We start from the raw sequence: 25167 nt of genomic DNA on the forward strand, positions 1-25167 counted from the left end.
GGTCTCTGCGCGAGCCATCACCGTCGTGGTCCCCACGTCGGCAGCGGCCCGAGCATCGACTGGCCCTCTCCGGAGTGCCTGCAGGTCCATCGACCCTACTCATTCCCTGTCCCGACGGAGTCCTTACCTACATGACCGACACCACGACCCCCAGATCGCCATCAATGACATCGGCGGCGCCGACGAACTCATGGCCGCCATCGATGCCACCATCAAGTACTTCAACGATGGTGACATCGTCGAGGGCACTGTGGTGAAGGTCGATCACGACGAGGTCCTCCTGGACATCGGCTACAAGACCGAGGGCGTCATCCCCTCGCGCGAGCTGTCCATCAAGCACGACGTCGACCCCGGCGAGGTCGTCGAGGTCGGCGACGAGATCGAGGCGCTTGTTCTCCAGAAGGAGGACAAGGAAGGCCGTCTGATCCTGTCCAAGAAGCGTGCTCAGTACGAGCGCGCCTGGGGCACGATCGAGCAGATCAAGGAAGACGAGGGCGTCGTCACCGGCCGCGTCATCGAGGTCGTCAAGGGCGGCCTCATCGTCGACATCGGCCTGCGCGGCTTCCTTCCCGCCTCTCTCGTCGAGATGCGTCGCGTCCGCGACCTGCAGCCCTACGTCGGCCAGGAGATCGAGGCGAAGATCATCGAGCTCGACAAGAACCGCAACAACGTGGTCCTGTCGCGCCGTGCCTACCTGGAGGAGACCCAGTCCGCGGTCCGCTCCGACTTCCTGCAGACCCTGCAGAAGGGCCAGGTCCGCGAGGGCGCTGTGTCCTCCATCGTCAACTTCGGCGCCTTCGTCGATCTCGGCGGTGTCGATGGCCTGGTGCACGTCTCCGAGCTGTCCTGGAAGCACATCGACCACCCCTCCGAGGTTGTCGAGGTCGGTCAGAAGGTCTCCGTCGAGGTGCTCGACGTGGACATGGACCGCGAGCGCGTCTCCCTGTCGCTGAAGGCGACCCAGGAGGACCCGTGGCAGCTCTTCGCTCGCACCCACGCCATCGGCGAGGTCGTCCCGGGCAAGGTCACCAAGCTGGTTCCGTTCGGTGCGTTCGTGCGCGTCGAGGACGGCATCGAGGGCCTGGTGCACATCTCCGAGCTGGCCCAGCGCCACGTGGATCTGCCCGAGCAGGTCGTCACCGTCGACCAGGACGTCTTCGTCAAGGTCATCGACATCGACCTCGAGCGTCGCCGCATCTCGCTGTCCCTCAAGCAGGCCAACGAGGGCGTCGATCCCGAGGGCGACGACTCGACCTTCGATCCGGCTCTGTACGGAATGGCCGCGGAGTACGACGCCGCCGGCGAGTACAAGTACCCCGAGGGCTTCGACCCGGAGACCAACGAGTGGCTCGAGGGCTACGACAGCCAGCGCGAGGAGTGGGAGGGCCAGTACGCGGCCGCCTACGAGCGCTGGACCGCTCACAAGGCTCAGGTCATCGAGGCCATCAAGGCCGACGAGGAGTCCGCGAACGCTCCGGCCGCCGCGTCCACCAGCTCGTCGTCCTCGTCCTCCTCCTCGGAGTCCGCAGCCCCGGCTGCACAGGCCTCCTACCAGTCGAGCTCCTCGGACGAGGGCACCCTGGCCTCCGACGAGGCACTGGCGGCCCTGCGCGCCAAGCTCACCGGCAACTGATCCGATGCTGATCGACTGATCAGCGATCGATCACGACGGGCGTCACCTTCGGGTGGCGCCCGTCTTCGCGTCCGGTGGCGGTCTTACGGCAGACTGGTGCCATGACCAACGCGCTCGATGACCACCCGATCCACTCCTGGCTCACCGATATGGACGGCGTGCTCGTCCACGAGGACGCCGCGCTGCCCGGGGCAGCTGACTTCATCGCCGCACTGCAGCAGTACGGTCGCCCCTTCCTGGTGCTGACCAACAACTCGATCTTCACCCCGCGAGATCTGCGGGCGAGGCTCTGGCGCAGCGGCATCGACATCCCCGAGGACGCGATCTGGACCAGCGCCCTGGCGACCGCCCGCTTCCTCGCGGAGCAGCAGCCCGGCGCCGCCGCCTATGTGATCGGGGAGGCCGGCCTGACCAGCGCCATGCACGAGGAGGGCTTCATCCTCGCCGATTCGGACGTCGAGTTCGTCGTGCTGGGGAGACCCGCACCTACTCATTCGAGGCGATCACCCGCGCGATCCGCCTGATCAAGGGCGGGGCGAAGTTCATCGCCACCAACCCCGATGTCACCGGACCGAGCGCGGAGGGACCGATGCCCGCGACCGGTTCGGTGGCCGCGATGATCACTGCCGCGACCGGGACCCAGCCGTACTACATCGGCAAGCCCAACCCCTGATGATGCGCACGGCGCTGAACCGGATCGGCGCCCATTCGGAGACCTCGATCATGATCGGTGACCGCATGGACACCGACGTGAAGTCCGGCCTCGAGGCCGGGATGCGCTCGGTGCTGGTGCTCTCCGGCTCCACTCGGGAGGAGGAGATCGCCCTGTACCCGTACCGCCCCACGGTGGTGCTGGACGGCATAGCGGATGTGGTGCCGCTGGTGGGCAGGCTCACCCCGATCGAATCCGTGGAGCTGGACGAGGACTGACCGGGACGAGGGTTGGCATCGCCTCCCACGGCCCGGACGCCTGTCCGGGCCAGCGGGGGATCATGACAGAATGACGGCCATGTTGCGCTGGCTCACGGCCGGGGAATCCCACGGCCCCTCTCTCATCTCCCTGCTCGATGGCGTCCCGGCCGGTATCGAGCTGACCAGTGACGATCTGAAGGATGCGCTCGCGCGCCGTCGGCTCGGGCACGGCCGCGGGAGCCGTCAGAAGTTCGAGCAGGATGCGCTCACCATCCACGGCGGGCTGCGCCACGGCCTCACCCTCGGCTCTCCGCTGGCGATCGAGGTCGCCAACTCGGAGTGGCCGAAGTGGGAGAAGGTGATGAGCGCCGATCCCGTGGACCGTGAGGACCTCCTGATCGATGCCGGCACCGGGGACGAGCGCGAGATCGCCCGCAATCGCCCGCTCTCCCGCCCCCGCCCCGGCCATGCGGATCTCTCCGGGATGCTGAAGTACGGCTTCGACGAGGCCCGCCCGATCCTCGAGCGTGCGAGTGCACGTGAGACCGCCGCCCGCGTGGTGGCCGGGCGCGTCGCCGCGGCGCTGCTCGAGCAGGCGGCCGGCATCCGTCTCGTCTCCCACACCCTCCAGGTCGGCTCCGTGCGAGTGCCGGAGGGCGCGGACCTGCCCACCCCGGATGATCTGGCGGCACTCGACGAGGACCCGCTGCGCTGCTTCCACCAGGAGACCTCCGCGGCGATGGTCGCCGAGGTCGATGGTGCCAAGGCCGACGGCGACACCCTCGGCGGTGTGGTCGAGGTCCTCGCCTACGGCGCTCCGGTGGGCCTGGGATCTCACATCCAGTGGGATCGACGTCTCGACGGCCGGCTGGCACAGGCGATCATGTCCATCCAGGCGATGAAGGGCGTCGAGATCGGTGACGGCTTCGCCACCGCCGGGCGCCGAGGCTCTCAGGCGCACGACGAGATCCTCATCCCCGAGGCGGATTCCGAGGGCACCTTCCCGCGCGTCAGCAACCGCGCCGGCGGGCTCGAGGGCGGCATCACCAATGGGCAGGTGATCCGCGTGCGCGGTGCCCTGAAGCCCATCTCGACCGTTCCGCGGGCCCTGCGCACCGTCGACGTCTCCACGGGCGAGCAGACCACCGCCAACCACCAGCGCTCCGACACCTGCGCCGTCGCACCGGCTGCGGTGATCGCCGAGGCGGTCGTCGCGCTGACGCTGGCTGATGCGCTGCTGGAGAAGACCGGTGGGGACTCCGTCGCTGAGATCCGCGCCCACCTGGAGGGGACGAACGCTCTGCAGTCGGCACTGACCGACCGCCGGCCGGACTCGACCCCGTGACGGGCCCTCTGGCCATCCTGATCGGCCCGATGGCTGCGGGGAAGACCAGCGTGGGGCGATCGCTCGCCTCCCAGCTCGGCGTGGACTTCGCCGACCTCGACGCTCTGATCGTGCGGGCGGCGGGTCGCAGCATCCCCCGACTCTTCGCCGAGGAGGGGGAGACTGCCTTCCGCGAGATCGAGGCCGACATCCTCGCCCGAGCCCTGAACGAGCGCAGCGGTGTGCTGTCGCTCGGCGGCGGAGCACCCATGCACCCGGCCTCCGCCGAGCAGCTGCGAGGCAGGCCCGTCGTGCTCCTCGAGGTCGAGGAATCCATCGCCGCCCGCCGACTGGCCCACGGCGTGGGACGGCCGATGCTCGAGGGCCAGGACCCCATGGCGCGCTGGCGCGAGCTCGCCGACGAACGCGGGCCCCGATACCGGGACCTGGCGGCGCACCGCATCGATTCCGGGCACGGCAGCGCCGCGCACGTGGCCCGCACCATCATCCGGTCCCTGCAGCTCGATCTGCCGACCGGCCCCGAGAAGGAGACCGCATGAGCACCACCGTGATCCCTGTGACCACCCCGACCGGAGGCTATGACGTCCACGTCGGCCGCGGCCTGCTCGCGGACCTCCCCGCCCTGCTGCCGGAGCGCGCCCGCCGAGTGGTGATCATCCACCAGCCGAGCCTGCGCGAGGTGGCCGAGCAGATCCGGGAGTCGATCGCGGACACGGGACGCAAGGCCTTCGCCGCCGAGATTCCTGACGGCGAGGAGGCGAAGACCGCCCAGGTCGCCGGCTTCCTGTGGGGCGTGTGCGGGCAGGCCGAGATCGGCCGCAACGACCTGGTGATCGGGCTGGGCGGCGGCGCCGCCACGGACCTGGCAGGCTTCGTCGCCGCCTCCTGGCTGCGGGGCGTGGACGTGCTGCAGGTGCCCACCACGGTCGCCGCGATGGTCGACGCCGCAGTGGGTGGGAAGACCGGCATCAACACCTCCGAGGGCAAGAACCTCGTCGGTGCCTTCCACCCGCCGATCGCGGTGATCGCCGATCTCGACGTGCTCGCCGGTCTGGGTGCGAACGATGTCGCCGCCGGCATGGCGGAGGTCGTCAGGGAGGCTTCATCGCCGACGAGCGTATTCTCGAGATCATCGAGGAGGACCCGGGCGCAGCGCTCGATGTCTCCAGCGACGCGTTCCGTGAGCTCGTCGAACGCAAGATCCGGCTGAAGGCCGAGGTGGTCTCCGGGGACCTCACCGAGCAGGGGAACCGTGAGATCCTCAACTACGGTCACACCCTCGCTCACGCGATCGAGCGCAACGAGCGCTATCTGTGGCGGCATGGCGCCGCGGTGAGCGTGGGCATGATGTTCGTCGCCGAGCTGTCCCACCTCTCCGGGAAGCTCTCCGAGGCCGGGGTGGACCGCCACCGCTCGATCCTCACCTCGTTGGGGCTTCCCACCACCTACCGTGACCGGCAGTGGCCGAAGCTCGAGGACGCCATGAAGCGGGACAAGAAGACCCGGGCCGGGCTGCTGCGCTTCGTGGTCCTGGACCGCATCGGTACCGTGTCCAGGATCGAGGGACCGGACCCGGCGCTGCTGCTGTCCGCCTACGCCGCGATCACCGAGGAGTGAGCACCGATATGGACGACGAGATCACGCCTGAGGACGAGCCCGCCATGGCGGGCGCAACGCCGGAGACCGACGTGCGCCGCCGCACCGCCACGGTGCGCGGCATCGAGCTGGGCCGTGGCCGTCCGGAGATCATCGTCCCCCTCGTCGAATCCGACCAGGAGGAGCTCCTGGAGCAGGCAGCGAGGGCGGCGAGGACCCGTGCCCGGATCCTGGAGTGGCGGCTGGACCGCTTCCGACCGGACCTCGAGGACGTCTCCGAACATCGCGATGCCGTGCTCGGCGCGCTGCCCGCGCTGCGCGGCGCGCTGGGGCCGGACCGTGCCCTGCTGGCCACCTTCCGCACCGCGCACGAGGGAGGGGCCCGTGCGATCGCGGACCGGGAGCTGGGCATCCTGCTCGAGAGCCTGATCAGCGGGCGCCGGGCAGGCACTCAAGCCGCGGTCGACCTGGTCGACATCGAGACCTCCCGCGACCCCGCGACGGTCGCCCGGGTGATCGCGGCCGCGCATCGCCACGGAACGGTGGTGGTGGGCTCCTTCCATGACATGGAGTCCACTCCGTCCGAGGAGCGCCTGATCGAGATCCTGCGCTCGCAGCGTCGGCTCGGCGTCGATGTCCCGAAGATCGCAGTGACCCCGCACAGCCCGAGGGACGTGCTCACGCTGCTCTCGGCGAGCCTCACCGTCGCCGAGGAGCTCAGCGGCCCGCACATCGCGATCAGCATGGGCACGCTCGGCGTGAGCAGCCGGGTCGCGGCCGAGACCTTCGGCAGCGCCGCGACCTTCGCGACCGCCGGGGCCGGCTCCGCACCCGGGCAGCTCGCCGCTGAGGACGTGGCGCAGATGCTGGAGCTCCTGCGCCCCTGACCGCGGGTCAGCGGCCCTGGTCCGCGGGACCCTCGCGATCCTCGTGCTCGGCGGTGCCGGGAAGCTCCGCGGGATCCGTCTCGTGGAAGATCCGGTCCTCGTATCCGGCGGCGTCGCGGTCCTCCGCAGCGGAGTCGTCGGCGAAGGCGTCGGAGCTCCCATCGACCACCGGGATCGCACCGGTCTCCAGCGCGACGCGCTCGCGCTCATCCTTGCGGGTGCGGCGCACCAGGCTCTTCAGCTGCGCGGCGGACATCGTCACCTGCCATTCGCTGTGGGCCGGCAGGGTCCACCGCCGCCAGGCCGCGACACCGGCCAGCAGCGAGCCGACGGCGACGGCGATGAGCACCAGCGGGGGAGGGCAGGCCGAGGGCGACCACCAGCCAGGTGAGCACCGCGGTGACCAGCGCGCCGGTGGCATACAGCGGACCGCCTCCGAAGACCGCGGGGATCCTTCCCACCAGCACGTCGCGGATCACCCCTCCACCCACAGCGCTGGCCACCCCCAGCAGGATCGCCGGCAGCACGTCCAGGCCGTAGCCGAGGGACTTCGCGGTCCCGGTCGCCGCCCAGAGCCCCATCGCCGCGATGTCCAGCACCGTGACCAGGCGGCGCCACCAGGGACCGTCTGTCGAGATGGTGAAGGAGAACGCTGCGCCGCCGAGCGCGCAGGCGAGGTACCAGGGCCCGGAGAACGCGGCGGGGACGCCGTAGTCGAGGATCAGGTCGCGGACGATGCCGCCGCCGAGACCGGCGGCGATGCCGATGATCGCGAAGCCGACGGCGTCGAAGTTCAGACGGGAGGCCAGCGCACCCGCCGCGACGCCCATCACGAACACGCCCAGCAGATCCATGGCGCGCAGCACGTCGTTCGTGATCAGCAGCTCGAGAGGGTCCACCCCAGAACCGTACGTCCTGCGCGCCACCTGCGGGGACCTACTCGTGACCGCTCTTACGGCCGTACCATCGGAGCATGCCTGATCTCACCGTCCCGCTCCGTCTCGGCCTCACCGGCGGCATCGGTTCCGGGAAGTCCACCGTCGCGGCGATCTGGCGCGAGGCCGGGCACCGGGTGATCGATCTCGATGCCCATTCACGGGCTGTGCTCGACGTCCCCGGGGACGGGGTCGAGGAGGCCGTGGCCCGCTTCGGGGAGGAGTTCCGCGCGGCGGGAGGCACCATCGACCGCGCCGCGATGGCACGCCTGGTGTTTACCGACGCCGCCGCCCGCGCGGATCTCGAACGGATCGTCCTGTCCCGGGTGGACGAGGCCGTCGCACGCGAGGAGCGGGAGGCCGCGAGAGCGGGGAGCGGCTCATCGTCCACGACAGCCCGCTGCTGCTGGAGAAGGGCAGTGACCCTGATTACCGCGCGGTCGTGGTGGTGCTCGCCCGCCGGGAGGACCGCATCGCCCGCGTGATGCGCGACCGCGGCAAGGATCGCGCCTACGTCGAGTCGGTGATGGCCGCGCAGGTCAGCGACCTCGAGCGGATCCGGCGCGCCGATCGCCTGGTGCTCAACACCTCGGACCGACAGGCCCTCACCGCACGTGCCCTGCACGCCCTCGACGAGGTCCTCGACCAGCTCGAGGATTCCGCCCTGCGCTGACGGCAGCGGGCGACCATGTCGTCCGTCGCCCCCGAGTCGTAGGCTCGAGGCATGCGTCCCGTCACTGATCTGGTCCGCGCCGAGCATCCCTTCGAGGTCGTCTCCGACTACTCGCCCTCGGGGGACCAGCCGACGGCGATCGCCGACCTCACCCGCCGCATCAACGACGGCGAGCAGGACGTGGTGCTGCTGGGCGCGACCGGCACCGGCAAGTCAGCCACGACCGCCTGGCTGATCGAGCAGGTGCAGCGCCCCACGCTGATCATGGCGCACAACAAGACCCTCGCGGCCCAGCTCGCGAGCGAGTTCCGGGACCTGCTGCCGAACAACGCGGTGGAGTACTTCGTCTCCTACTACGACTACTACCAGCCCGAGGCGTACGTCCCGCAGTCGGACACCTACATCGAGAAGGACTCCTCGATCAACGCCGAGGTCGAGCGGCTGCGGCACAGCGCCACCAACTCGCTGCTGACCCGCCGGGACGTGGTGGTGGTCTCCTCGGTCTCCTGCATCTACGGCCTGGGCACCCCGCAGGAGTATGTGGACCGGATGGTCCAGCTCTCCCGCGGTCAGCAGATGGACCGCGATGAGCTGCTCACCCGCTTCGTGGACATGCAGTACGACCGCAATGACATCGCCTTCGAGCGCGGTACGTTCCGTGTGCGCGGGGACACCGTCGAGATCATCCCGATGTACGAGGAGCTCGCGATCCGCATCGAGTTCTTCGGCGACGAGATCGACGAGCTCTACACCCTGCACCCGATGACCGGCGAGGTCATCCGGCAGGAGGAGCACATCCACATCTTCCCCGCCTCCCACTACGTCGCCGGCCCCGAACGGCTCACGCGCGCGATCGGGACGATCGAGGTCGAACTCGCCGAGCGGCTCGAGGAGCTCGAGGCGCAGAACAAGCTGCTCGAGGCGCAGCGGCTGCGGATGCGCACCACCCACGACCTCGAGATGCTGCGACAGATGGGCTCCACCAATGGTGTGGAGAACTACTCCCGCCACCTCGACGGGCGCGAGTCGGGCACGGCCCCGAACACCCTCATGGACTACTTCCCTGAAGACTTCCTGCTGGTCATCGACGAATCGCATGCGACCGTCCCGCAGATCGGCGCGATGTACGAGGGGGACCGCTCCCGCAAGCGCACCCTGGTGGACTTCGGCTTCCGCCTGCCCTCGGCGCTGGACAACCGGCCGCTGACCTTCTCCGAGTTCACCGAGCGCACCGGCCAGACGGTCTACCTCTCCGCCACCCCAGCCGCCTACGAGCTGGGGAAGTCCGACGGCTACGTCGAGCAGATCATCCGCCCGACGGGCCTGATCGACCCCGAGGTGATCGTCAAACCTGTCAAGGGACAGATCGACGACCTCCGCGAGGAGATCGAGAAGCGGGTCCAGCGCGACGAGCGGGTGCTCGTCACCACGCTCACCAAGCGCATGGCCGAGGACCTCACCGACTTCCTGCTGGAGAACGGGGTGAGGGTCCAGTACCTCCACTCCGATGTGGACACCCTGCGCCGAGTGGAGCTGCTGCGCTCCCTGCGCATGGGCGAGTTCGACGTGCTGGTGGGCATCAACCTGCTGCGTGAGGGCCTGGACCTGCCGGAGGTGTCGCTGGTCGCGATCCTCGACGCGGACAAGGAGGGCTTCCTGCGCTCGCGCACCTCCCTGATCCAGACGATCGGGCGTGCGGCCCGCAACGTCTCCGGCCAGGTGCACATGTACGCCGACCGGATCACCGACTCCATGGAGTCCGCGATCGAGGAGACCAACCGCCGCCGCGAGAAGCAGATCGCCTACAACACCGAGCACGGCATCGACCCGACCCCGCTGCGCAAGCGCATCGCGGACGTCACCGACATGCTCGCCCGCGAGGACATCGACACCGAGACCCTGATGTCCACCGACTACCGCTCCGGCAAGGAGCGGGTGGCCGGGACAGGGCCCGCGCGAACGCCGTCGACGCGGTCAAGGGTCGCAGCGTGGACCTCGGTGATGATCCGGTGGGAGCACTGACCGGGATGATCGACGAGATGACCCAGCAGATGCACCAGGCCGCCGAGACCCTGAACTTCGAGGTCGCGGCGAGGCTGCGCGATGAGGTGCAGGAGCTGAAGAAGGAGCTGCGGGCGGTGCAGCGCTCCTGAGCTGGGATCAGCCCAGCAGCTGAAGCGCCGCCAGCGCGGCACGCCCGATCCCGGCTCAGCCGGTCGCGCGCTCCCACGATTCGACGGCACCGGGCACCACGGTGAACAGCGGATGCGGTTCAGCGGCTGGGAGGAGGCGCTCGCGTTGCCAGCGCTCGGGACTGCGGTGCTCGAGCTTCGCCAGCAGATGCTTCCACTCGAGGGCGAGCTGCCCGTCGGTGACCGGGATGCGATCCGGTGCCGCCCCGTCGCCCGGTGAGGAGTCGATCCGTGTCCGGTCGAAGCGGTAGCCCCGCGAGGTAGCCTCCACGGCCAGCACCTCCAGATAGGCGCCGACCGCGGCGAGCGGATCGCCCTGCGCCCGGAATCGTTCCAGCTGCGGGTGGGAGCGGTATCCCGCCGTGCGCCCCGCGAGCACAGCCTGGGCGAGCAGCGATTCGCGCCAGCACCCCGTGAGGCCCTGACGATCGAGGTGGCGGGGGTGCAGTGACCACAGGCGCATGCACCCATCCTGCCGCACGATCCCCGCCCTCAGCACGGCAGTGTGCGGGCGATGAACCAAGACGGATCACCGGAAGCCGGCACCGAAGCGGAAGAGGTATTCCTGCGAAGGTCAGCTGTGGCCCCGACGATCGTCGCTCTGCCGCAGCGCTCCCGCCCGATAGCGTCATGACGGCGTCGACAGCTCGATCGGGGGACCCGGGTGAGCATCCCGTGCGCAGCCGCATTCGAGCGAGGAGAGCCCCGTGCCCCAGACCACCGCTTCCCGGATCCTTTCCCACACCGTCGGCCTTGCTGCGTCGACCGGCGTCGGGATGATCCCCTTCATCGCCTGCCGCACGCGGTGCGGACCGGCTACATCGTGCTCCCGGCAGCTTTCACGGCGGGGATCGTACTCATCGCGCTGCAGCGAGGAACTCCGGGCGCCGCCGCCGAGAGGCCGACGGCGGCACCCGGCTGGAGGGCCCCGTCCCTCCGCGAGGGTGCTTTCAGCCTTGCCCTCGGCGGAATCGTGGCCGGGTCCGCCGTGGCGGGCATCCGTCTGGACCGCGGGATCGAGGATCTGCTGCGCCGGCGCGGAGTGCGCGCGCCCCGCGTATGGATGGGGCTCGCCTCCGGAGCGCTGACCCTGATGGTGACCGTCCTCGACGAACGGGCACCTGAGCCGTCCGAGGTCGACGATCTCGAGGAGGGCGTGCTCGAGCTGCTCATCGAAGCGGACCCCATGGCGCTGGCGCCCGGGAGCCCCGAGGGGACCCCGGCCGATGAGTACCGACCGGAGGCCGAGGCCATCGCAGAGATCCTCCACATCGACGGCGGCATCACCACCGCACAGCTAGAAGACGTGTGGGAGCAATGGTTCGACGAGCCTCTCGCCCCGCTGCTCGGGCAGGAGCGCGTCACAGCTCTGGCCGCGGCGCTTACCGCGCTCACTTCTCCGCCGAGCGCTCGCTGATCTCGAGGTCCAGCGGGAAGTCGATCGGACTGCCCGGGAACAGCAGCCGGCCCGACGCGTCGGCGGATTCGCGGATCGCAGTCGCCGCGGCCTCGGCCTGCTCGGCCGGGGCATGGACGATCACCTCGTCGTGGAGGAAGAACGCCAGGTGGGCACGGCGCGAGAAGACCGGCCCGGAGGGCACCGCCGCATGGGCCTCGGGCACCGCGCCGAATCGTGACAGCCGCAGTCTCAGCGCCGCCATCCAGGACAGCGCCCACTCCGCCGCGGTGCCCTGGACCACGAAGTTCCGGGTGAAGCGGCCGCGATCCCGGGCGGAGCGCCGGGCGGCCTCCGACGAGCCGGCCGGGGCCTCGGGCTGATTCGCGCTGCGCTGAGCCAGCGTCCACGATTCTTCGACAGCGGGGGAGGAGCGACCCAGCCAGGTGGTCACGGTGCCGCCCCGTTCACCAGTCGCGGCCGCGCCGTCGACGAGCGCCATGGCGGCCGGGAAGTTCTGCCGCAGCCGTGGCACCACCCGGCCGCTGTCGCCCGTGGTGCCGCCGTAGAGCGCTCCGAGCACCCCGATCTTCGCCTCCTGCCGGGAGGCGACGATGCCGGCCTCGACGATTCCGGAATAGAGGTCTTTCCCGGCCCCTGCGGCGATCATCGCCGGGTCCCCGGACATCGCCGCGAGCACGCGGGGCTCGAGCTGGGAGACGTCGGCGCTGACCAGGCACCAGCCGGGATCCGCCCGCAGAGCCGGGCGCAGCTGCCGCGGGATCTGCAGCGCCCCGCCGCCGCTGCTGGCCCAGCGCCCGGTGACCACCCCGCCCGGCACGTACACCGGGCGATAGCGGCCCTCGTGCACCCACTCGTCGAGCCAGGCCCAGCCGTTCGCGGTGAGCAGCCGGGACATCTTCTTGTACCGCAGCAGCGGCTCGATCGCCGGATGATCGTGTCCCTGCAGCTCCCACTGGGAGGTGGAGGGGACGTCGATCCCCGCCCGGTGCAGGGCGCGCAGCAGCCTCTGGTGGGAGTCGAGCGGCACCAGCGGGTCGCCGAGGGCCGTGCGCACCTCGGCGCCGGCCTCCACCATGCGCGCGGGTGGGGAGCCGGGGGGGGGCGCGGACCGAGCGCTGCGGTGAGGATCCGATCGTGCTCGGTGATGTCCCAGGGGATCCCGGCCGTCTGCAGCTCTGCGGCGATCAGCGCTCCGGCGGACTCCGCTGCCACCAGCAGGCGCAGGCGTGCCGAGTCGTGCGCGGCGTCGATCGCGGTGCGCTGCCGCGTGAACTCGGCGAGCGTCTCCTCCAGGTCCGAGGGAACGGCGCCGGAGCGTCGGGCGGTCGCATCGAGCTCGAAGAGCGTCGCCCCCGGGTCCCGCTCCGGCTCCTGCGGATCCAGCGGCGTGTCCCAGTCGCTAGCGTCCCGCAGCGGTCCGGCGTCCCGCACCAGCTCCGAGTGGCGCAGGATCCGGTGGATCAGCCGCAGGTCGTGGCAGCGCTCGAGAGTGACGCCGGCTGCGAGCAGCCGCGGGTACCAAGCTGCCGCATCGCTCCAGACCCAGCGGGGGAGTGCTCCGCCTCCCACCGCGAGACGAGAGCGGCGAGGTGCTCGGGCTCGGCCTCCTCGGAGCCTGACGGGGAGCCGTTCGGATCCAGCGCGAGGAGGAGCGTGCGCCCGCCCTCCCCGCGGCCGAGGACACACCATGCGGGCGAGGCAGGTGAGGTCACCAGCCCCGCTCGCGCCACGTCGGCAGCGAGGCTCGCTCGGTCCCGAGAGTGGTGTCGTCCCCGTGACCGGGGTACACCCAGGTGTCGTCGCCCAGCTGGTCGAAGATCCGCTGCTCGACATCGTCGATGAGCTGCGCGAAGCGCTGCGGGTCCTGGTTCGTGTTGCCCACGCCGCCCGGGAACAGGGAGTCGCCGGTGAAGAGGTGATCGCCCTCGTCGCCGCCGCGCCACAGCACCGCGATCGAGCCAGGGGTGTGACCGCGCAGATGGATGATCTCGACCTGCTGCTGGCCGAACTCGAGCACGTCTCCGTGCACGAGGGGAAGATCGATCCGTTCCGTGATCTCCTTGGCGTCCGCTTCGCCCGCGGCGGTGCGGGCTCCCGTGGCCTCCATCATCTCCGCGAGCGCTCCCACGTGGTCGTGGTGGCTGTGGGTGGTGACGATGAGGTCCAACCCGTTGTGCTCCCCGCCCGCGGCGACCATGCGTCGCAGCGAGTCGGTGTCCGCTGCGGCATCGATCAGCAGCTGCGCCCCCGTCGACCGACAGGTCAGCAGGTAGGCGTTGTTGTCCATGGGCCCCACGGAGAGCTTGCGGATCTGCAGGTGGTGGAGGTCGCGCACCATCGGCTCGCCTCCGGGTTCGACGTGTCCGGTGTACTCATGATCGCTCATGGACCCAGTATGTCGCTCACCTCTCCTCCGAACAACTGTTCGAAGCTCGGGTTCCGCCTCTAAGATGGCACGGTGAGTGATTCCTTGGTCGTCCGTGGTGCGCGCGAGCACAACCTCAAGAACATCGACATCGACATCCCCCGCGACAAGCTGGTGGTGTTCTCCGGGCTGTCCGGCTCCGGGAAGAGCTCCCTGGCGTTCGACACCATCTTCGCCGAGGGGCAGCGGCGCTACGTGGAGTCGCTGTCCGCCTATGCGCGGCAGTTCCTGGGGCAGATGGACAAGCCGTCCGTCGACCTCATCGAGGGCCTCTCGCCCGCGGTGTCCATCGACCAGAAGTCGACCAACCGCAACCCGCGCTCGACGGTGGGCACGATCACCGAGATCTACGACTACCTGCGCCTGCTCTTCTCGCGCACCGGTGAGCAGCACTGCCCGGTGTGTGGTGAGAAGGTCTCCTCGTCCTCCGCCGAGCAGATCGTCGACACCCTGCTCGAGGAGCCCGCCGGCACCCGCTTCCAGCTGCTCGCGCCGGTGGTCCAGGGCCGCAAGGGCGAGCACGTCGACCTCCTCAGCTCGTTGCGCTCCCAGGGCTACGCCCGCGCACGCATCGATGGCAAGAACCGCCGGCTCGACGAGGAGATCACGCTCGACAAGAAGTTCAAGCACACCATCGAGGTGGTCGTCGACCGGCTCGCCGCGAAGCCCGACTCCCGCCGCCGCCTCACCGACTCTGTCGAGACGGCGCTGCGCCTGGCCGAGGGGATCCTGGTGGTCGACTTCGTGGATCTCGAGGAGGACGATCCGGGGCGCATCCGCCGCTTCTCCGAGAAGCGCGCCTGCCCCAACGACCATCCGCTCGCGATCGACGACATCGAGCCGCGCACCTTCTCCTTCAACGCCCCCTACGGCGCATGCCCCGAGTGCACGGGCCTCGGGCAGCGCCTCGAGGTGGATCCCGAACTGGTGATCCCCGACGAGGACCTCTCCCTCGCCGAGGGCGCCATCGCCCCCTGGGCGATGGGATCCGTGGACCGCCATCTGGAGGTCATGGCCGGGCTCGCCGAGGAGCTCAGCTTCTCGATGGATGCCCCGTGGCGGGCGCTGCCCGAGCGCGCCCGCGAGGCGCTGCTGCACGGCAAGGACCACAAGGTCCATGTGAAGTACCGCAACCGTTTCGGCAGGGAGCGCACCTACTCCACCGGCTTCGAGGGCGTCATGCACTTCCTCGAGCGCCGCCACAACGACACCGAGTCGAACTGGGCCAAGGATCGTTACGAACAGTTCATGCGCGAGGTCCCGTGCCCCACCTGCAAGGGCGCGAGGCTGCGCCCCGAGGTGCTCGCGGTCACCGTCGGCGGCGATCCATCATCGCCGAGGTCTGCGAGATGTCCCTGCGCGACGCCCTCGAGTTCCACCAGGGCCTCGAGCTCGGCGTGCGCGAGGCGGCGATCGCCGACGAGGTGCTGCGCGAGATCCGCTCCCGCCTCGGATTCCTGCTCGACGTGGGCCTGGACTACCTCTCCCTTGCACGGGCCGCAGGCACCCTCTCCGGCGGCGAGGCCCAGCGCATCCGCCTGGCCACCCAGATCGGCTCGGGACTGGTGGGCGTGCTGTACGTCCTCGACGAGCCCTCGATCGGGCTGCACCAGCGGGACAACGAACGGCTCATCGGCACCCTCGAACGGCTTCGCGACCTCGGCAACACGCTGATCGTCGTCGAACACGACGAGGACACGCTCAACGCCGCGGACTGGGTGGTGGACATCGGCCCCCTCGCCGGCGAGCACGGCGGGCGCGTGGTGTACTCCGGCGAGGTAGAGGGGCTCAAGCAGAACCCTGACAGCCTCACCGGCCGATACCTCTCCGGAGAGCTGGAGATCCCGCTTCCGGAGAAGCGCCGCGAGATCGATCCTGAGCGGATGCTGAAGGTCGTCGCCCCACGTGCCAACAACCTCGCCGGGCAGGACGCCGCCTTCCCGCTGGGTGTGCTGACCGCGGTCACCGGTGTCTCCGGCTCCGGGAAATCGACCCTGGTCAACGACATCCTCTACTCCGTGCTCGCGAGGGAGCTCAACCGCGCCCGCATCGTCCCGGGGCGCCACAAGCGGGTCACCGGCCTCGAGCACCTGGACAAGGTGGTCCACGTCGACCAGTCGCCGATCGGCCGCACCCCGCGTTCCAACCCCGCCACCTACACCGGGGTCTGGGACCGGGTGCGCACCCTGTTCGCGCAGACCAACGAGGCGAAGATCCGCGGCTACACCGCCGGGCGCTTCTCCTTCAACGTCAAGGGCGGGCGCTGCGAGGCCTGCTCCGGCGACGGCACCCTGAAGATCGAGATGAACTTCCTGCCGGACGTCTACGTCCAGTGCGAGGTCTGCAAGGGCCAGCGCTACAACCGCGAGACCCTCGAGGTGAAGTTCAAGGACAAGAACGTCGCCGAGGTGCTGAGCATGCCGATCGCCGAGGCCCTCGAGTTCTTCGACGCGGTCCCCGCGATCCGCCGCCAGATGCAGACCCTGGTCGATGTGGGGCTCGGGTACGTCAAGCTCGGCCAGTCGGCGACCACCCTCTCCGGCGGTGAGGCGCAGCGCGTCAAGCTCTCCTCCGAGCTGCACAAGCGCTCCAACGGACGCACCATCTACGTCCTGGACGAGCCGACCACCGGCCTGCACTTCGAGGATGTCCGCAAGCTCCTCGAGGTGCTGGGCGGGCTGGTCGACAAGGGCAACTCGGTGATCGTCATCGAGCACAACCTCGACGTCATCAAGACCGCCGATCACGTCATCGACCTCGGCCCCGAGGGCGGTGCGGGCGGAGGCCGGATCGTCGCCGCCGGCACGCCCGAGCAGGTCGCCGAGACCCCGGCTCCTACACCGGGCATTTCCTCGCCCCGATGCTCGCGGGCCGACGGTCGGGTCTGCCCAGGAAGCGCTGAGCGGAGCTCTCCTGATGGCTGATCCCACCACGTACCGTCCCGCGGCCGGCAGCATCCCCACCAGACCGGGGGTGTACCGGTTCCGGGACGAGCACGGCCGCGTCATCTACGTGGGCAAGGCGAAGAACCTCCGCCAGCGCCTGTCCAACTACTTCCAGGACCTCGCCGCGCTGCATGAGCGCACCCGGCGGATGGTGACCACCGCCGCCGGCGTGGAGTGGACCGTGGTGGGCACCGAGGTTGAGGCACTGATCCTCGAGTACACCTGGATCAAGGAGTTCGACCCGCGGTTCAACGTCAAGTTCCGCGATGACAAGTCCTACCCCTACCTGGTGCTGACGATGGGGGAGAAGGTGCCGCGGGTGCACATCACCCGTCGGCCTCGCGCGAAAGGGGACCGCACCTTCGGCCCCTATCCGCAGGTCGGAGCGATCCGCGAGACGCTCGATCTGATGCTGCGGGTGTTCCCGATCCGCTCCTGCACCGCGGGCGTCTACCGCCGAGCGGAGCGGTCGGGCCGTCCCTGTCTGCTGGGCTTCATCGGCAAATGCGCCGCACCCTGCGTGGGTGACATCTCCGAGGACGAGCACCGGCGGCTCGCCGAGCAGTTCGCGGACTTCATGGCCGGCAACACCGCCACCTACACCCGCCGCATCGAACGGCAGATGCAGGCAGCCGCCGCCGCGATGGACTACGAGACCGCCGCGAGCCTGCGCGATGACCTGCAGACCCTGAACAAGATCATGGAGAAGAGCTCGGTGGTGCTCTCCGACGCCACCGATGCGGACCTCGTGGGACTGGCGCAGGACCAGCTCGAAGCCTCGGTGCAGGTCTTCCACGTCCGCGGTGGGAGGATCCGCGGCCAGCGCGGATGGACCGCGGAGATCCTCGACGACTCGACCGCGCCGGACCTCATCGAACGTGCGCTGACCACCCTGTACTCCGAGGGCGCGGCGCCCAAGGAGGTGCTGGTCCCGATCCTGCCCACGAACCGCGAGCAGATCCAGGAGCTGATGGGCCGTACGGTGAACCTGCGCGTCCCGCAGCGCGGGGAGAAGAAAGACCTGCTGGCGACGGTGGGTGAGAATGCGACCGAGGCGCTGCGACTGCACCGTCTCAAGCGCACCGGCGATCTCACCGCCCGCACCAAGGCGCTCGAGGATCTCGGAGCGGCACTGGACCTGGCCGAGCCGCCGCTGCGGATCGAATGCTTCGACATCTCCCACTCCCACGGCACCAACGTCGTCGGCTCCCAGGTCGTCTTCGAGGACGGCCTGCCCAAGAAGAGCGAATACCGTCGCTACTCCGTCAGCGGCGCGGCCGCCCGGGACGACACCGCCTCGATGTACGACGTGATCTCGCGCCGCCTCAAGCACCATCTCGATCCCCCGGAGAAGTCGGAGGAGGACAGGCGCCGGTTCGCCTACCCGCCCCCTCGCTGATCCTGGTCGACGGAGGCCCGCCGCAGGTCGCTGCGGCGCAGCGAGCCTTCGACGATCTCGGCATCACCGACATCGCCCTGGCCGGCATTGCCAAGCGGCTCGAGGAGATCTGGCTGCCCGGAGACGACTACCCGGTGATCCTGCCCCGCACCAGCGAGGCGCTGTTCCTGGTCCAGAGGCTGCGGGATGAGGCGCACCGCTTCGCGATCGCGTATCACCGTTCGAAGCGCGGCCGCGCCATGCAGGCCAGCGCCCTCGACGGTATCCCCGGGCTCGGACCGGCGCGGAGGCGTGCACTCCTGGACCGCTTCGTGACGGTCTCGGCGATCCGTGCGGCAGCCGAGGAGGAGCTGGTGGACGTCGAGGGGATCGGGCCCGCGTTGGCCGCGCAGATCGCCGCCGCGCTACGATCCGACCAGGGGGACGAGACGCAGGCGGTCCTCGAGGACGGCGAGCTCGCAGTCACCGTGGACATGGCGACCGGCGAGATCCTCGACCGCTGACCGGTCTCCTCTGCCCCCTGCCCGCCGACCCGGAAGGAGCGCTCGTGACCGAGGAGCCCTCACTGCCCCCACCACCGACACCAGGGGCGATGTCGTGATCATCACGGGCCTCGCCGGTGCCGGCCGAGAAACCGCAGCCCATGCCCTGGAGGACATGGGCTGGTACGTCGTCTACAACATCGCCCCGCAGCTGATCTGGACGCTCTACGAGCTGCGCGCCTCGGCCGTCGGCCGCCAGAACCGCTTCGCCGTGGTGGTCGATCCGCGCTCGGGGCCGTTCTTCAGCGAGCTCTCCGACGTGGTGGCAGATCTGCGCAAGGCGGATCTGCGGCTGCGTCTGCTGTTCCTCACCGCGGACGAACCGACGCTGGTGCGACGCTTCGACTCGGTGCGTCGCCCCCACCCGCTCCAGGGGGAGGAGGGCGTGCTCGAGGGGATCCGACGGGAACGCGAGATGCTCGCGCCGTACCGACGGATGGCCGACCTGGTCGTCGACACCTCTCCGCTGAACGTGCACCAGCTGACGATGAAGATGCGCACCGTCTTCGGGACGGACGAGGAGCAGCGCCTGACCGTGACGATGCTCTCCTTCGGCTTCAAGTACGGGATCCCGCTCGAGGCCGACCACGTCAGCGACGTGAGGTTCATCCCCAACCCGTACTGGGTCCCCGAGCTGAAACCGAAACGAGGCACGGATCCCGAGGTCGCGGAATTCGTCCTCGGGGACGCCAACGCGGGCGAGTTCGTGGACCGCTACCTGGAGATGATCGCTCCGGTGCTGCGCGGGTACAGCGCCGAGAACAAGCACTTCACCACGCTCGCCATCGGCTGCACCGGCGGCAAGCACCGCTCGGTGGCCGTCTCGGAGAAGATCGGCGACGAGCTGCGCCGCATCGGGCACCCGGTGCGGATCCGCCACCGCGACCTGGGGCGCGAATGAGCATCGCGCCCCGCTCCCGGGGCCACCGTCTGCGCGGTGCCGACCTCTCCGCAAGAGCGCGACGGGGCCGGCGGGGCGATCCCCAGCGCCCGCTGCGCGTGGTCGCCCTCGGAGGCGGGCACGGGCTGGCCGCCAACCTGCGCGCGCTGAGGCTGCTCGCCGACGACATCACCGCTGTGGTGACGGTCGCCGACAACGGCGGCTCCTCCGGGAGGATCCGCACCGAGATGCCAGTGCTTCCCCCGGGGACCTGCGGATGGCGCTCGCGGCGCTGTGCGAGGACTCCGACTGGGGATCGATCTGGGGCGATGTCATCCAGCACCGGTTCTCGACGGACGGCGAGCTCGACGGCCATGCCCTCGGCAACCTCCTCATCGTCGCCCTCTGGCAGATCCTCGATGACCCCATCGAAGGACTCGACCAGATGGCCGAGCTGCTCGGGGCCCGAGGCCGGGTGCTGCCCATGGCGCTGGAACCGCTGGACATCGAGGCTCAGGTGCGCGGCCTCGACGACGAGATCCGCACCGTCTCCGGGCAGTGGCAGGTCGCGACCGCGGAGGGCCGTGTCGAGAGCGTGCGCCTGATCCCCGAGAGGCCGCGGGTCGCGCAGGACGTGATCGATGCGCTGGGCCGTGCCGACTGGATCATCGTCGGCCCCGGCTCCTGGTACACCTCCGTGCTGCCCCATCTGATGATCCCGGAGATCGCCGAGGCGATCCGCAACAGCCCCGCCCGGCGCTGCATCACCACGAACCTGTCAGTCGGTGCGCAGGAGGCGGAGGGGATGACCAGCCTGGACATGCTCGACGTGCTCCTCGAACGGGCGCCGGACTGCCGCTTCGACGCCCTGCTCGCAGATCCGACCACCCTGGACGATGCTCTCGAGCTCGCCGAGGCGGCGCAGGCCCGCGGGATCCGCACCCTGCTGCGGCAGGTGAGCGTGGGGGACGGTACACCGCATCACGACCCTGTCCGGCTCGCCGCCGCGTACCGTGATCTCTTCGACGACGCCTACGGCGATGTCGAGCCCGCACATGCCGAGCATGAGGGCACCCCGCACCGAACGTCGGGAGCGTCTGCTCCCACCACCGAGGAGGACTTGCATGGCTCTGACGGGTGAGGCGAAGGAGGAGCTGAGCCACCTCGAGGTGAGCAGGCCCTCCGCACGCAAGGCCGAGGCGGCGGCGATCCTGCGCTTCGCAGGAGGCCTCCACCTGGTGGCGGGACGGGTCGTGGTCGAGGCGGAGCTGGATTCCGCCGCGGTGGCACGTCGGCTCCACGGGATCATCGCGGACATGTACGGGCATCGGGCGGACCTTGCCGTCCTCGCCCCGTCCGGCATCCGCCGCACGACGCGGTACATCGTGCGCGTCGAGCGCGAGGGCGGGATGCTCGCGCGACAGACGGGCCTGCTCGACGCCCGCGGGCGTCCGGTGCGGGGGATGCCGCCGTTCGTGGTCGGGGGCGCGACCATCGACGCGGAGGCCGCCTGGCGCGGCGCCTTCCTCGCACGGGGGATGCTGACGGAGCCCGGCCGCTCCTCGGCGCTCGAGCTGTCCTGCCCGGGCCCCGAGGTCGCGCTCGCGATGGTGGGTTCTGCACGCAGACTGGGCGTCGCCTCGAAGGCGCGGGAGGCGCGCGGCACCGATCGCGTGGTGCTCCGCGACGGGGACGCCATCTCGATGCTGCTGTCCCGCATGGGCGCCCACGAGACCGTCAAGATCTGGGAGGAGCGCCGCACCAAGCGCGAGGTCAAGGCGACCGCTCACCGGCTGGCGAACTTCGACGATGCGAACCTGCGCCGCTCCGCCCGAGCCGCGGTCGCCGCGGGCCAGCGGGTGCAGCGCGCGCTGGAGATCCTGGGCGATGAGATCCCCGAGCACCTCCAGGCCGCGGGTCAGCTGCGTCTCGAGCATCGGCAGGCGAGCCTCGAGGAGCTCGGACGGCTCGCGGACCCGCCGCTGACGAAGGACGCCGTGGCCGGTCGGATCCGCCGCCTGCTCGCGACCGCCGACAAACGCGCGGAGGAGCTCGGCATGCCCGGGACCGACCACGGAGTGGACGAGGACCGGTTGCCACCGTCGCCCGACCCAGGACGTTGATAGGATCGTCACGGTCGTCGGTCACTTCCGGCGCCGTCCGAGCGTACGAGGGCGTGCGCGCCAAGTCCATATTTCGCAGATCCCCTGTGAATCTAGGAGGAAACCGTGACCATTAAGGTCGGAATCAACGGATTCGGTCGCATCGGCCGCAACTTTCTGCGCGCCGCGCTCGAGCAGAAGGCTGATATCCAGATCGTCGGTGTGAATGACCTCACCGACAACGCCACGCTCGCGAACCTGATCAAGTACGACTCGATCGGCGGCGTCCTGCCCGTCGAGGTCTCGCACGACGACGACTCGATCACCGTCGGCGAGACCACCTTCAAGGCGTACGCCGAGCGCGACCCGAAGAACATCCCGTGGGGCGAGATCGGCGCGGACGTCGTCATCGAGTCCACCGGCATCTTCACCGATGCCGAGAAGGCCAAGGCCCACATCCGAGGCCGGCGCCAAGAAGGTCATCATCTCCGCTCCGGCGAAGAACGAGGACGCGACCTTCGTGATCGGTGTCAACGAGGGCGATTACGATCCCGCCGCTCACCACATCATCTCGAACGCCTCCTGCACCACCAACAGCCTCGCCCCCGTGGCGAAGGTGCTGAACGACGAGTTCGGCATCGTCAAGGGCCTGATGACCACCATCCACGCCTACACCTCCGACCAGGTGCTGCAGGATGGCCCCCACAGCGACCCGCGCCGTGCACGCGCCGCCGCGCTGAACATCATCCCGACCACCACCGGTGCGGCCAAGGCCGTGGCGCTGGTGCTCCCGGAGCTCAAGGGCAAGCTCGACGGCTACTCGCTGCGCGTCCCGGTCCCCACCGGCTCGATCACCGACCTCGTCTTCGAGGCGTCCCGCGAGGTCTCCGCAGAGGAGATCAACGCCGCGCTGAAGAAGGCCGCCGAGGGCCCGCTCAAGGGCGTTCTGCGCTACACCGAGGACCCGATCGTGTCCAAGGACATCGAGGGCGATCCGCACTCCTCGATCGTCGACGGGCAGCTGACCAAGGTCAACGGCAACATGGTGAAGGTGTTCACCTGGTACGACAACGAGTGGGGCTTCTCCAACCGCCTCGTCGAGCTCTCGCAGCTCGTCGGCAAGTCCCTCTGATCCCCGGGCCGTCGAGCTGACGGCCAGGATCGCCCCGGAGCCCGCCGGTCACCACCCCGAGGGGTCGGTGCCGGTGGGCTCCGGTCGTCCAGAGAGTCAGCGCCGCATGCGGTGCGACCACCAGACCATGAAGGAGCACCACAGTGCTGAAGACCATCGACTCGCTCGGAGAGCTGCGCGGCAAGCGCGTGCTCGTCCGCGCTGATCTGAACGTCCCGCTGGACGGGACCACGATCACCGACGACGGCCGCATCCGTGCCGCCCTGCCCACCCTCACCCGCCTGGTCGAGGCGGGCGCACGGGTCGCCGTGATCTCCCACCTCGGCCGCCCCAAGGGCGCCCCCGAGGACAAGTACTCCCTGAAGCCCGTCGTCGGCCGCCTCGGCAAGCTGCTGGGCCAGGACGTCGCCTTCGCGACCGACACCGTCGGGACCTCCGCCCAGGAGGTCGTCGCCGGTCTGCAGGACGGCCAGGTCGCCGTGCTCGAGAACCTCCGCTTCAACCCGGGGAGACCGCGAAGCAGGACGAGGAGCGCCTCTCGTTCGCCCGCGAGCTCGCCGCTCTGGGAGACGCCTTCGTCTCCGACGGCTTCGGGGTCGTGCACCGCAAGCAGGCCTCCGTGTACGAGCTCGCGACTCTCCTGCCGTCGGCAGCGGGCGAGCTGGTCCTCGGCGAGGTCGAGTCGCTGCGCAAGGTTACCGACTCCCCCAAGCGCCCCTTCGTGGTGGTCCTGGGCGGGGCGAAGATCGCCGACAAGCTCGGCGTCATCGACAGCCTGCTGGGCAAGGCCGATCGCATCCTGATCGGCGGCGGCATGGCCTACACCTCCCAGAAGGCGAAGGGCCTCGAGGTCGGCCAGTCGCTGCTGGACGAGAGCAAGCTCGACGTGGTGCGCGAGTACATGCAGCGCGCCGAGAGCAACGGGGTCGAGCTGGTGCTGCCGGTCGACACCGTGGTCGCTCCCGAGTTCTCCGCCGACGCCCCGGCCACCGTGGTGACGGTCGATCAGATGCCCGCCGATCAGGAGGGCATGGACATCGGTCCGGAGACCGCGAAGCTCTTCGCGTCGAAGATCGCTGATGCCGCGACCGTCTTCTGGAACGGCCCGATGGGCGTGTTCGAGTTCGACAGCTTCGCCAAGGGCACCACGTCCGTCGCCGAGGTGCTGTCGAAGACCGACGGGTACACCGTCGTCGGCGGTGGCGACTCCGCCGCTGCGGTGCGCATCCTGGGCTTCGATGAAACACTGTTCTCGCACATCTCGACCGGCGGTGGTGCGAGCCTCGAACTCATCGAGGGCAAGGAACTGCCGGGAATCTCGATCCTCGAGGAGGACGCCAAGTGACCACCCGTACCCCGCTGATGGCGGGCAACTGGAAGATGAATCTCGACTGGAAGCAGGGCCTGGCCCTGGTCGAGGAGCTCGGAGAGCAGCTCAAGGACGTCGACACCTCGCTGGTCGAGACCGTCGTGCTGCCCCCTACGTCGATCTGCGCACCGTGCAGGTCGCTGTCGACTCGGGCAAGCTGCCCATCGCCTACGGCGCGCAGGACATCTCCGCCCACGAGTCCGGCGCGTACACCGGTGAGGTGTCGGGCCAGATGCTGAAGACCCTGGGCTGCAGCTACGTCGCGGTCGGCCACTCGGAGCGTCGCCAGTACCACGGCGAGGACGAGCAGGTCACCAACGCCAAGGTCCGCGCTGCCTTCGCAGCGGATCTCACCCCGATCCTCTGCGTCGGCGAGCCGCTCGAGGAGCGTCAGGCCGGCACCCACGTCGCCTACACGCTCGCGCAGCTCCAGGGCGGCATCGACGGTCTCGACGCCGCACAGGCGAAGCAGATCGTCATCGCCTACGAGCCGGTCTGGGCGATCGGCACCGGCGAGGTCGCCAGCGCGGATGACGCACAGGAGGTGTGCGCCGCGATCCGTGAGGCGCTGCGCACCGCTCATGGCGACGAGGTCGCCGACGCCGTCCGCGTCCTGTACGGCGGCAGCGTCAAGTCCTCGAACGTGGTCGAGCTGATGGGCAAGGCCGACGTCGACGGCGCACTCGTCGGCGGCGCCTCGCTCAAGGCCGAGGAGTTCGCGAAGATCGCGGGCTACCAGGGCTGACATAAGACTGCGGCGAGAGCCTCACCACGCGGGCC

Annotated in this window: 13 protein-coding genes and 10 pseudogenes; 18 read left to right on the forward strand and 5 right to left on the reverse strand. The window is 69.7% G+C overall.

Annotation, left to right across the window (positions count from 1 at the left end):
• Nucleotides 1-190: 190 nt before the first annotated feature.
• The 6 genes and pseudogenes from rpsA to aroD all read left to right on the forward strand — a co-directional run bounded on the left by rpsA (nucleotide 191) and on the right by aroD (nucleotide 6373).
• A complete protein-coding gene (gene rpsA, locus H3H54_RS08895; RefSeq protein ID WP_262426304.1) occupies nucleotides 191-1633 on the forward strand; it encodes a 30S ribosomal protein S1 in 1443 nt (480 codons plus the stop codon).
• A 101-nt stretch (nucleotides 1634-1734) separates the two neighbouring features.
• Nucleotides 1735-2563: pseudogene (locus H3H54_RS08900) on the forward strand (HAD-IIA family hydrolase).
• A 79-nt stretch (nucleotides 2564-2642) separates the two neighbouring features.
• Nucleotides 2643-3890, forward strand: coding sequence for a chorismate synthase (gene aroC / locus H3H54_RS08905; protein WP_262426305.1), 1248 nt, complete (start codon nucleotides 2643-2645; stop codon nucleotides 3888-3890).
• Nucleotides 3887-4429 (forward strand): shikimate kinase, encoded by a 543-nt coding sequence (locus H3H54_RS08910; RefSeq protein WP_262426306.1) that lies wholly within the window; start codon nucleotides 3887-3889, stop codon nucleotides 4427-4429. Before aroC ends, H3H54_RS08910 begins: the two co-directional genes overlap by 4 nt.
• Nucleotides 4426-5507: pseudogene (aroB, locus tag H3H54_RS08915) on the forward strand (3-dehydroquinate synthase). The gene H3H54_RS08910 and the pseudogene aroB overlap by 4 nt, the downstream one beginning before the upstream one ends.
• The gene (gene aroD / locus H3H54_RS08920) at nucleotides 5504-6373 is read left to right on the forward strand and encodes a type I 3-dehydroquinate dehydratase (RefSeq protein WP_262426307.1); all 870 of its coding nucleotides are present in this window, start codon (nucleotides 5504-5506) and stop codon (nucleotides 6371-6373) included. Before aroB ends, aroD begins: the two are co-directional and overlap by 4 nt.
• A gap of 7 nt (nucleotides 6374-6380) precedes the next feature.
• Here aroD and H3H54_RS08925 read toward each other — a convergent pair whose 3' ends face one another.
• Both H3H54_RS08925 and H3H54_RS08930 read right to left on the reverse strand, forming a co-directional pair.
• A complete protein-coding gene (locus H3H54_RS08925; RefSeq protein WP_262426308.1) occupies nucleotides 6381-6629 on the reverse strand; it encodes a hypothetical protein in 249 nt (82 codons plus the stop codon).
• Nucleotides 6580-7272: a trimeric intracellular cation channel family protein gene (locus H3H54_RS08930; protein WP_262426309.1), complete on the reverse strand. Its 693-nt coding sequence runs from the start codon at nucleotides 7270-7272 to the stop codon at nucleotides 6580-6582. The genes H3H54_RS08925 and H3H54_RS08930 overlap by 50 nt, the downstream gene beginning before the upstream one ends.
• A 74-nt stretch (nucleotides 7273-7346) precedes the next feature.
• Here H3H54_RS08930 and H3H54_RS08935 point away from each other — a divergent pair, with 74 nt between their 5' ends.
• From H3H54_RS08935 to uvrB, 3 genes and pseudogenes are all read left to right on the forward strand, one after another.
• Nucleotides 7347-7793: a dephospho-CoA kinase gene (locus H3H54_RS08935; protein ID WP_262426310.1), complete on the forward strand. Its 447-nt coding sequence runs from the start codon at nucleotides 7347-7349 to the stop codon at nucleotides 7791-7793.
• On the forward strand, nucleotides 7715-7981 hold the full coding sequence (locus H3H54_RS08940; protein WP_262426440.1) for a dephospho-CoA kinase: 267 nt from the start codon (nucleotides 7715-7717) through the stop codon (nucleotides 7979-7981). The genes H3H54_RS08935 and H3H54_RS08940 overlap by 79 nt, the downstream gene beginning before the upstream one ends.
• Before the next feature lie 51 nt (nucleotides 7982-8032).
• Nucleotides 8033-10134 (forward strand): annotated as a pseudogene (uvrB, locus tag H3H54_RS08945) (excinuclease ABC subunit UvrB).
• Between the two features lie 55 nt (nucleotides 10135-10189).
• On the opposite strand, the gene H3H54_RS08955 reads toward uvrB, so the two are convergent.
• Nucleotides 10190-10636 (reverse strand): pyrimidine dimer DNA glycosylase/endonuclease V, encoded by a 447-nt coding sequence (locus H3H54_RS08955; RefSeq protein ID WP_262426312.1) that lies wholly within the window; start codon nucleotides 10634-10636, stop codon nucleotides 10190-10192.
• A gap of 510 nt (nucleotides 10637-11146) precedes the next feature.
• On the opposite strand from H3H54_RS08955, the gene H3H54_RS08960 reads away from it, so the two are divergent.
• Nucleotides 11147-11590 (forward strand): hypothetical protein, encoded by a 444-nt coding sequence (locus H3H54_RS08960; RefSeq protein WP_262426313.1) that lies wholly within the window; start codon nucleotides 11147-11149, stop codon nucleotides 11588-11590.
• Here the strand turns inward: H3H54_RS08960 and H3H54_RS08965 are convergent.
• Nucleotides 11565-13305: pseudogene (locus H3H54_RS08965) on the reverse strand (bifunctional 3'-5' exonuclease/DNA polymerase). The gene H3H54_RS08960 and the pseudogene H3H54_RS08965 overlap by 26 nt on opposite strands.
• On the reverse strand, nucleotides 13302-13979 hold the full coding sequence (locus H3H54_RS08970; protein ID WP_262426314.1) for an MBL fold metallo-hydrolase: 678 nt from the start codon (nucleotides 13977-13979) through the stop codon (nucleotides 13302-13304). The pseudogene H3H54_RS08965 and the gene H3H54_RS08970 overlap by 4 nt, the downstream one beginning before the upstream one ends.
• 72 nt (nucleotides 13980-14051) lie before the next feature.
• Between H3H54_RS08970 and uvrA the strand changes: the two are divergent.
• The 8 genes and pseudogenes from uvrA (at nucleotide 14052) to tpiA (ending at nucleotide 25132) form a co-directional block, all read left to right on the forward strand.
• Nucleotides 14052-16920: pseudogene (gene uvrA / locus H3H54_RS08975) on the forward strand (excinuclease ABC subunit UvrA).
• Between the two features lie 14 nt (nucleotides 16921-16934).
• Nucleotides 16935-18865, forward strand: a pseudogene (gene uvrC / locus H3H54_RS08980) (excinuclease ABC subunit UvrC).
• A gap of 94 nt (nucleotides 18866-18959) precedes the next feature.
• Nucleotides 18960-19805 (forward strand): RNase adapter RapZ, encoded by an 846-nt coding sequence (rapZ, locus tag H3H54_RS08985; RefSeq protein WP_262426315.1) that lies wholly within the window; start codon nucleotides 18960-18962, stop codon nucleotides 19803-19805.
• Nucleotides 19802-20925, forward strand: a pseudogene (gene yvcK / locus H3H54_RS08990) (uridine diphosphate-N-acetylglucosamine-binding protein YvcK). The gene rapZ and the pseudogene yvcK overlap by 4 nt, the downstream one beginning before the upstream one ends.
• Nucleotides 20909-21907, forward strand: a complete 999-nt coding sequence (whiA, locus tag H3H54_RS08995; protein WP_262426316.1) for a DNA-binding protein WhiA — start codon at nucleotides 20909-20911, stop codon at nucleotides 21905-21907. Before yvcK ends, whiA begins: the two are co-directional and overlap by 17 nt.
• Nucleotides 21908-22012: 105 nt before the next feature.
• Nucleotides 22013-23018 (forward strand): annotated as a pseudogene (gene gap, locus H3H54_RS09000) (type I glyceraldehyde-3-phosphate dehydrogenase).
• Between the two features lie 146 nt (nucleotides 23019-23164).
• Nucleotides 23165-24363, forward strand: a pseudogene (locus H3H54_RS09005) (phosphoglycerate kinase).
• Nucleotides 24360-25132, forward strand: a pseudogene (tpiA, locus tag H3H54_RS09010) (triose-phosphate isomerase). Before H3H54_RS09005 ends, tpiA begins: the two co-directional pseudogenes overlap by 4 nt.
• Nucleotides 25133-25167 lie beyond the last annotated feature (35 nt).

Origin of the sequence: Brachybacterium sp. Z12 (assembly GCF_014400405.1) — a bacterium.
Taxonomy (GTDB): domain Bacteria; phylum Actinomycetota; class Actinomycetes; order Actinomycetales; family Dermabacteraceae; genus Brachybacterium.

What these genes read in the sequence shown, in the direction of transcription:
- rpsA (WP_262426304.1), top strand. Translation starts at nt 191, where the DNA reads ATGGCCGCCATCGATGCCACCATCAAGTACTTCAACGATGGTGACATC.
- aroC (WP_262426305.1), top strand. Translation starts at nt 2,643, where the DNA reads ATGTTGCGCTGGCTCACGGCCGGGGAATCCCACGGCCCCTCTCTCATC.
- H3H54_RS08925 (WP_262426308.1), bottom strand. Translation starts at nt 6,629, where the DNA reads ATGTCCGCCGCGCAGCTGAAGAGCCTGGTGCGCCGCACCCGCAAGGAT.
- H3H54_RS08935 (WP_262426310.1), top strand. Translation starts at nt 7,347, where the DNA reads ATGCCTGATCTCACCGTCCCGCTCCGTCTCGGCCTCACCGGCGGCATC.
- H3H54_RS08955 (WP_262426312.1), bottom strand. Translation starts at nt 10,636, where the DNA reads ATGCGCCTGTGGTCACTGCACCCCCGCCACCTCGATCGTCAGGGCCTC.
- H3H54_RS08970 (WP_262426314.1), bottom strand. Translation starts at nt 13,979, where the DNA reads ATGAGCGATCATGAGTACACCGGACACGTCGAACCCGGAGGCGAGCCG.
- whiA (WP_262426316.1), top strand. Translation starts at nt 20,909, where the DNA reads ATGGCTCTGACGGGTGAGGCGAAGGAGGAGCTGAGCCACCTCGAGGTG.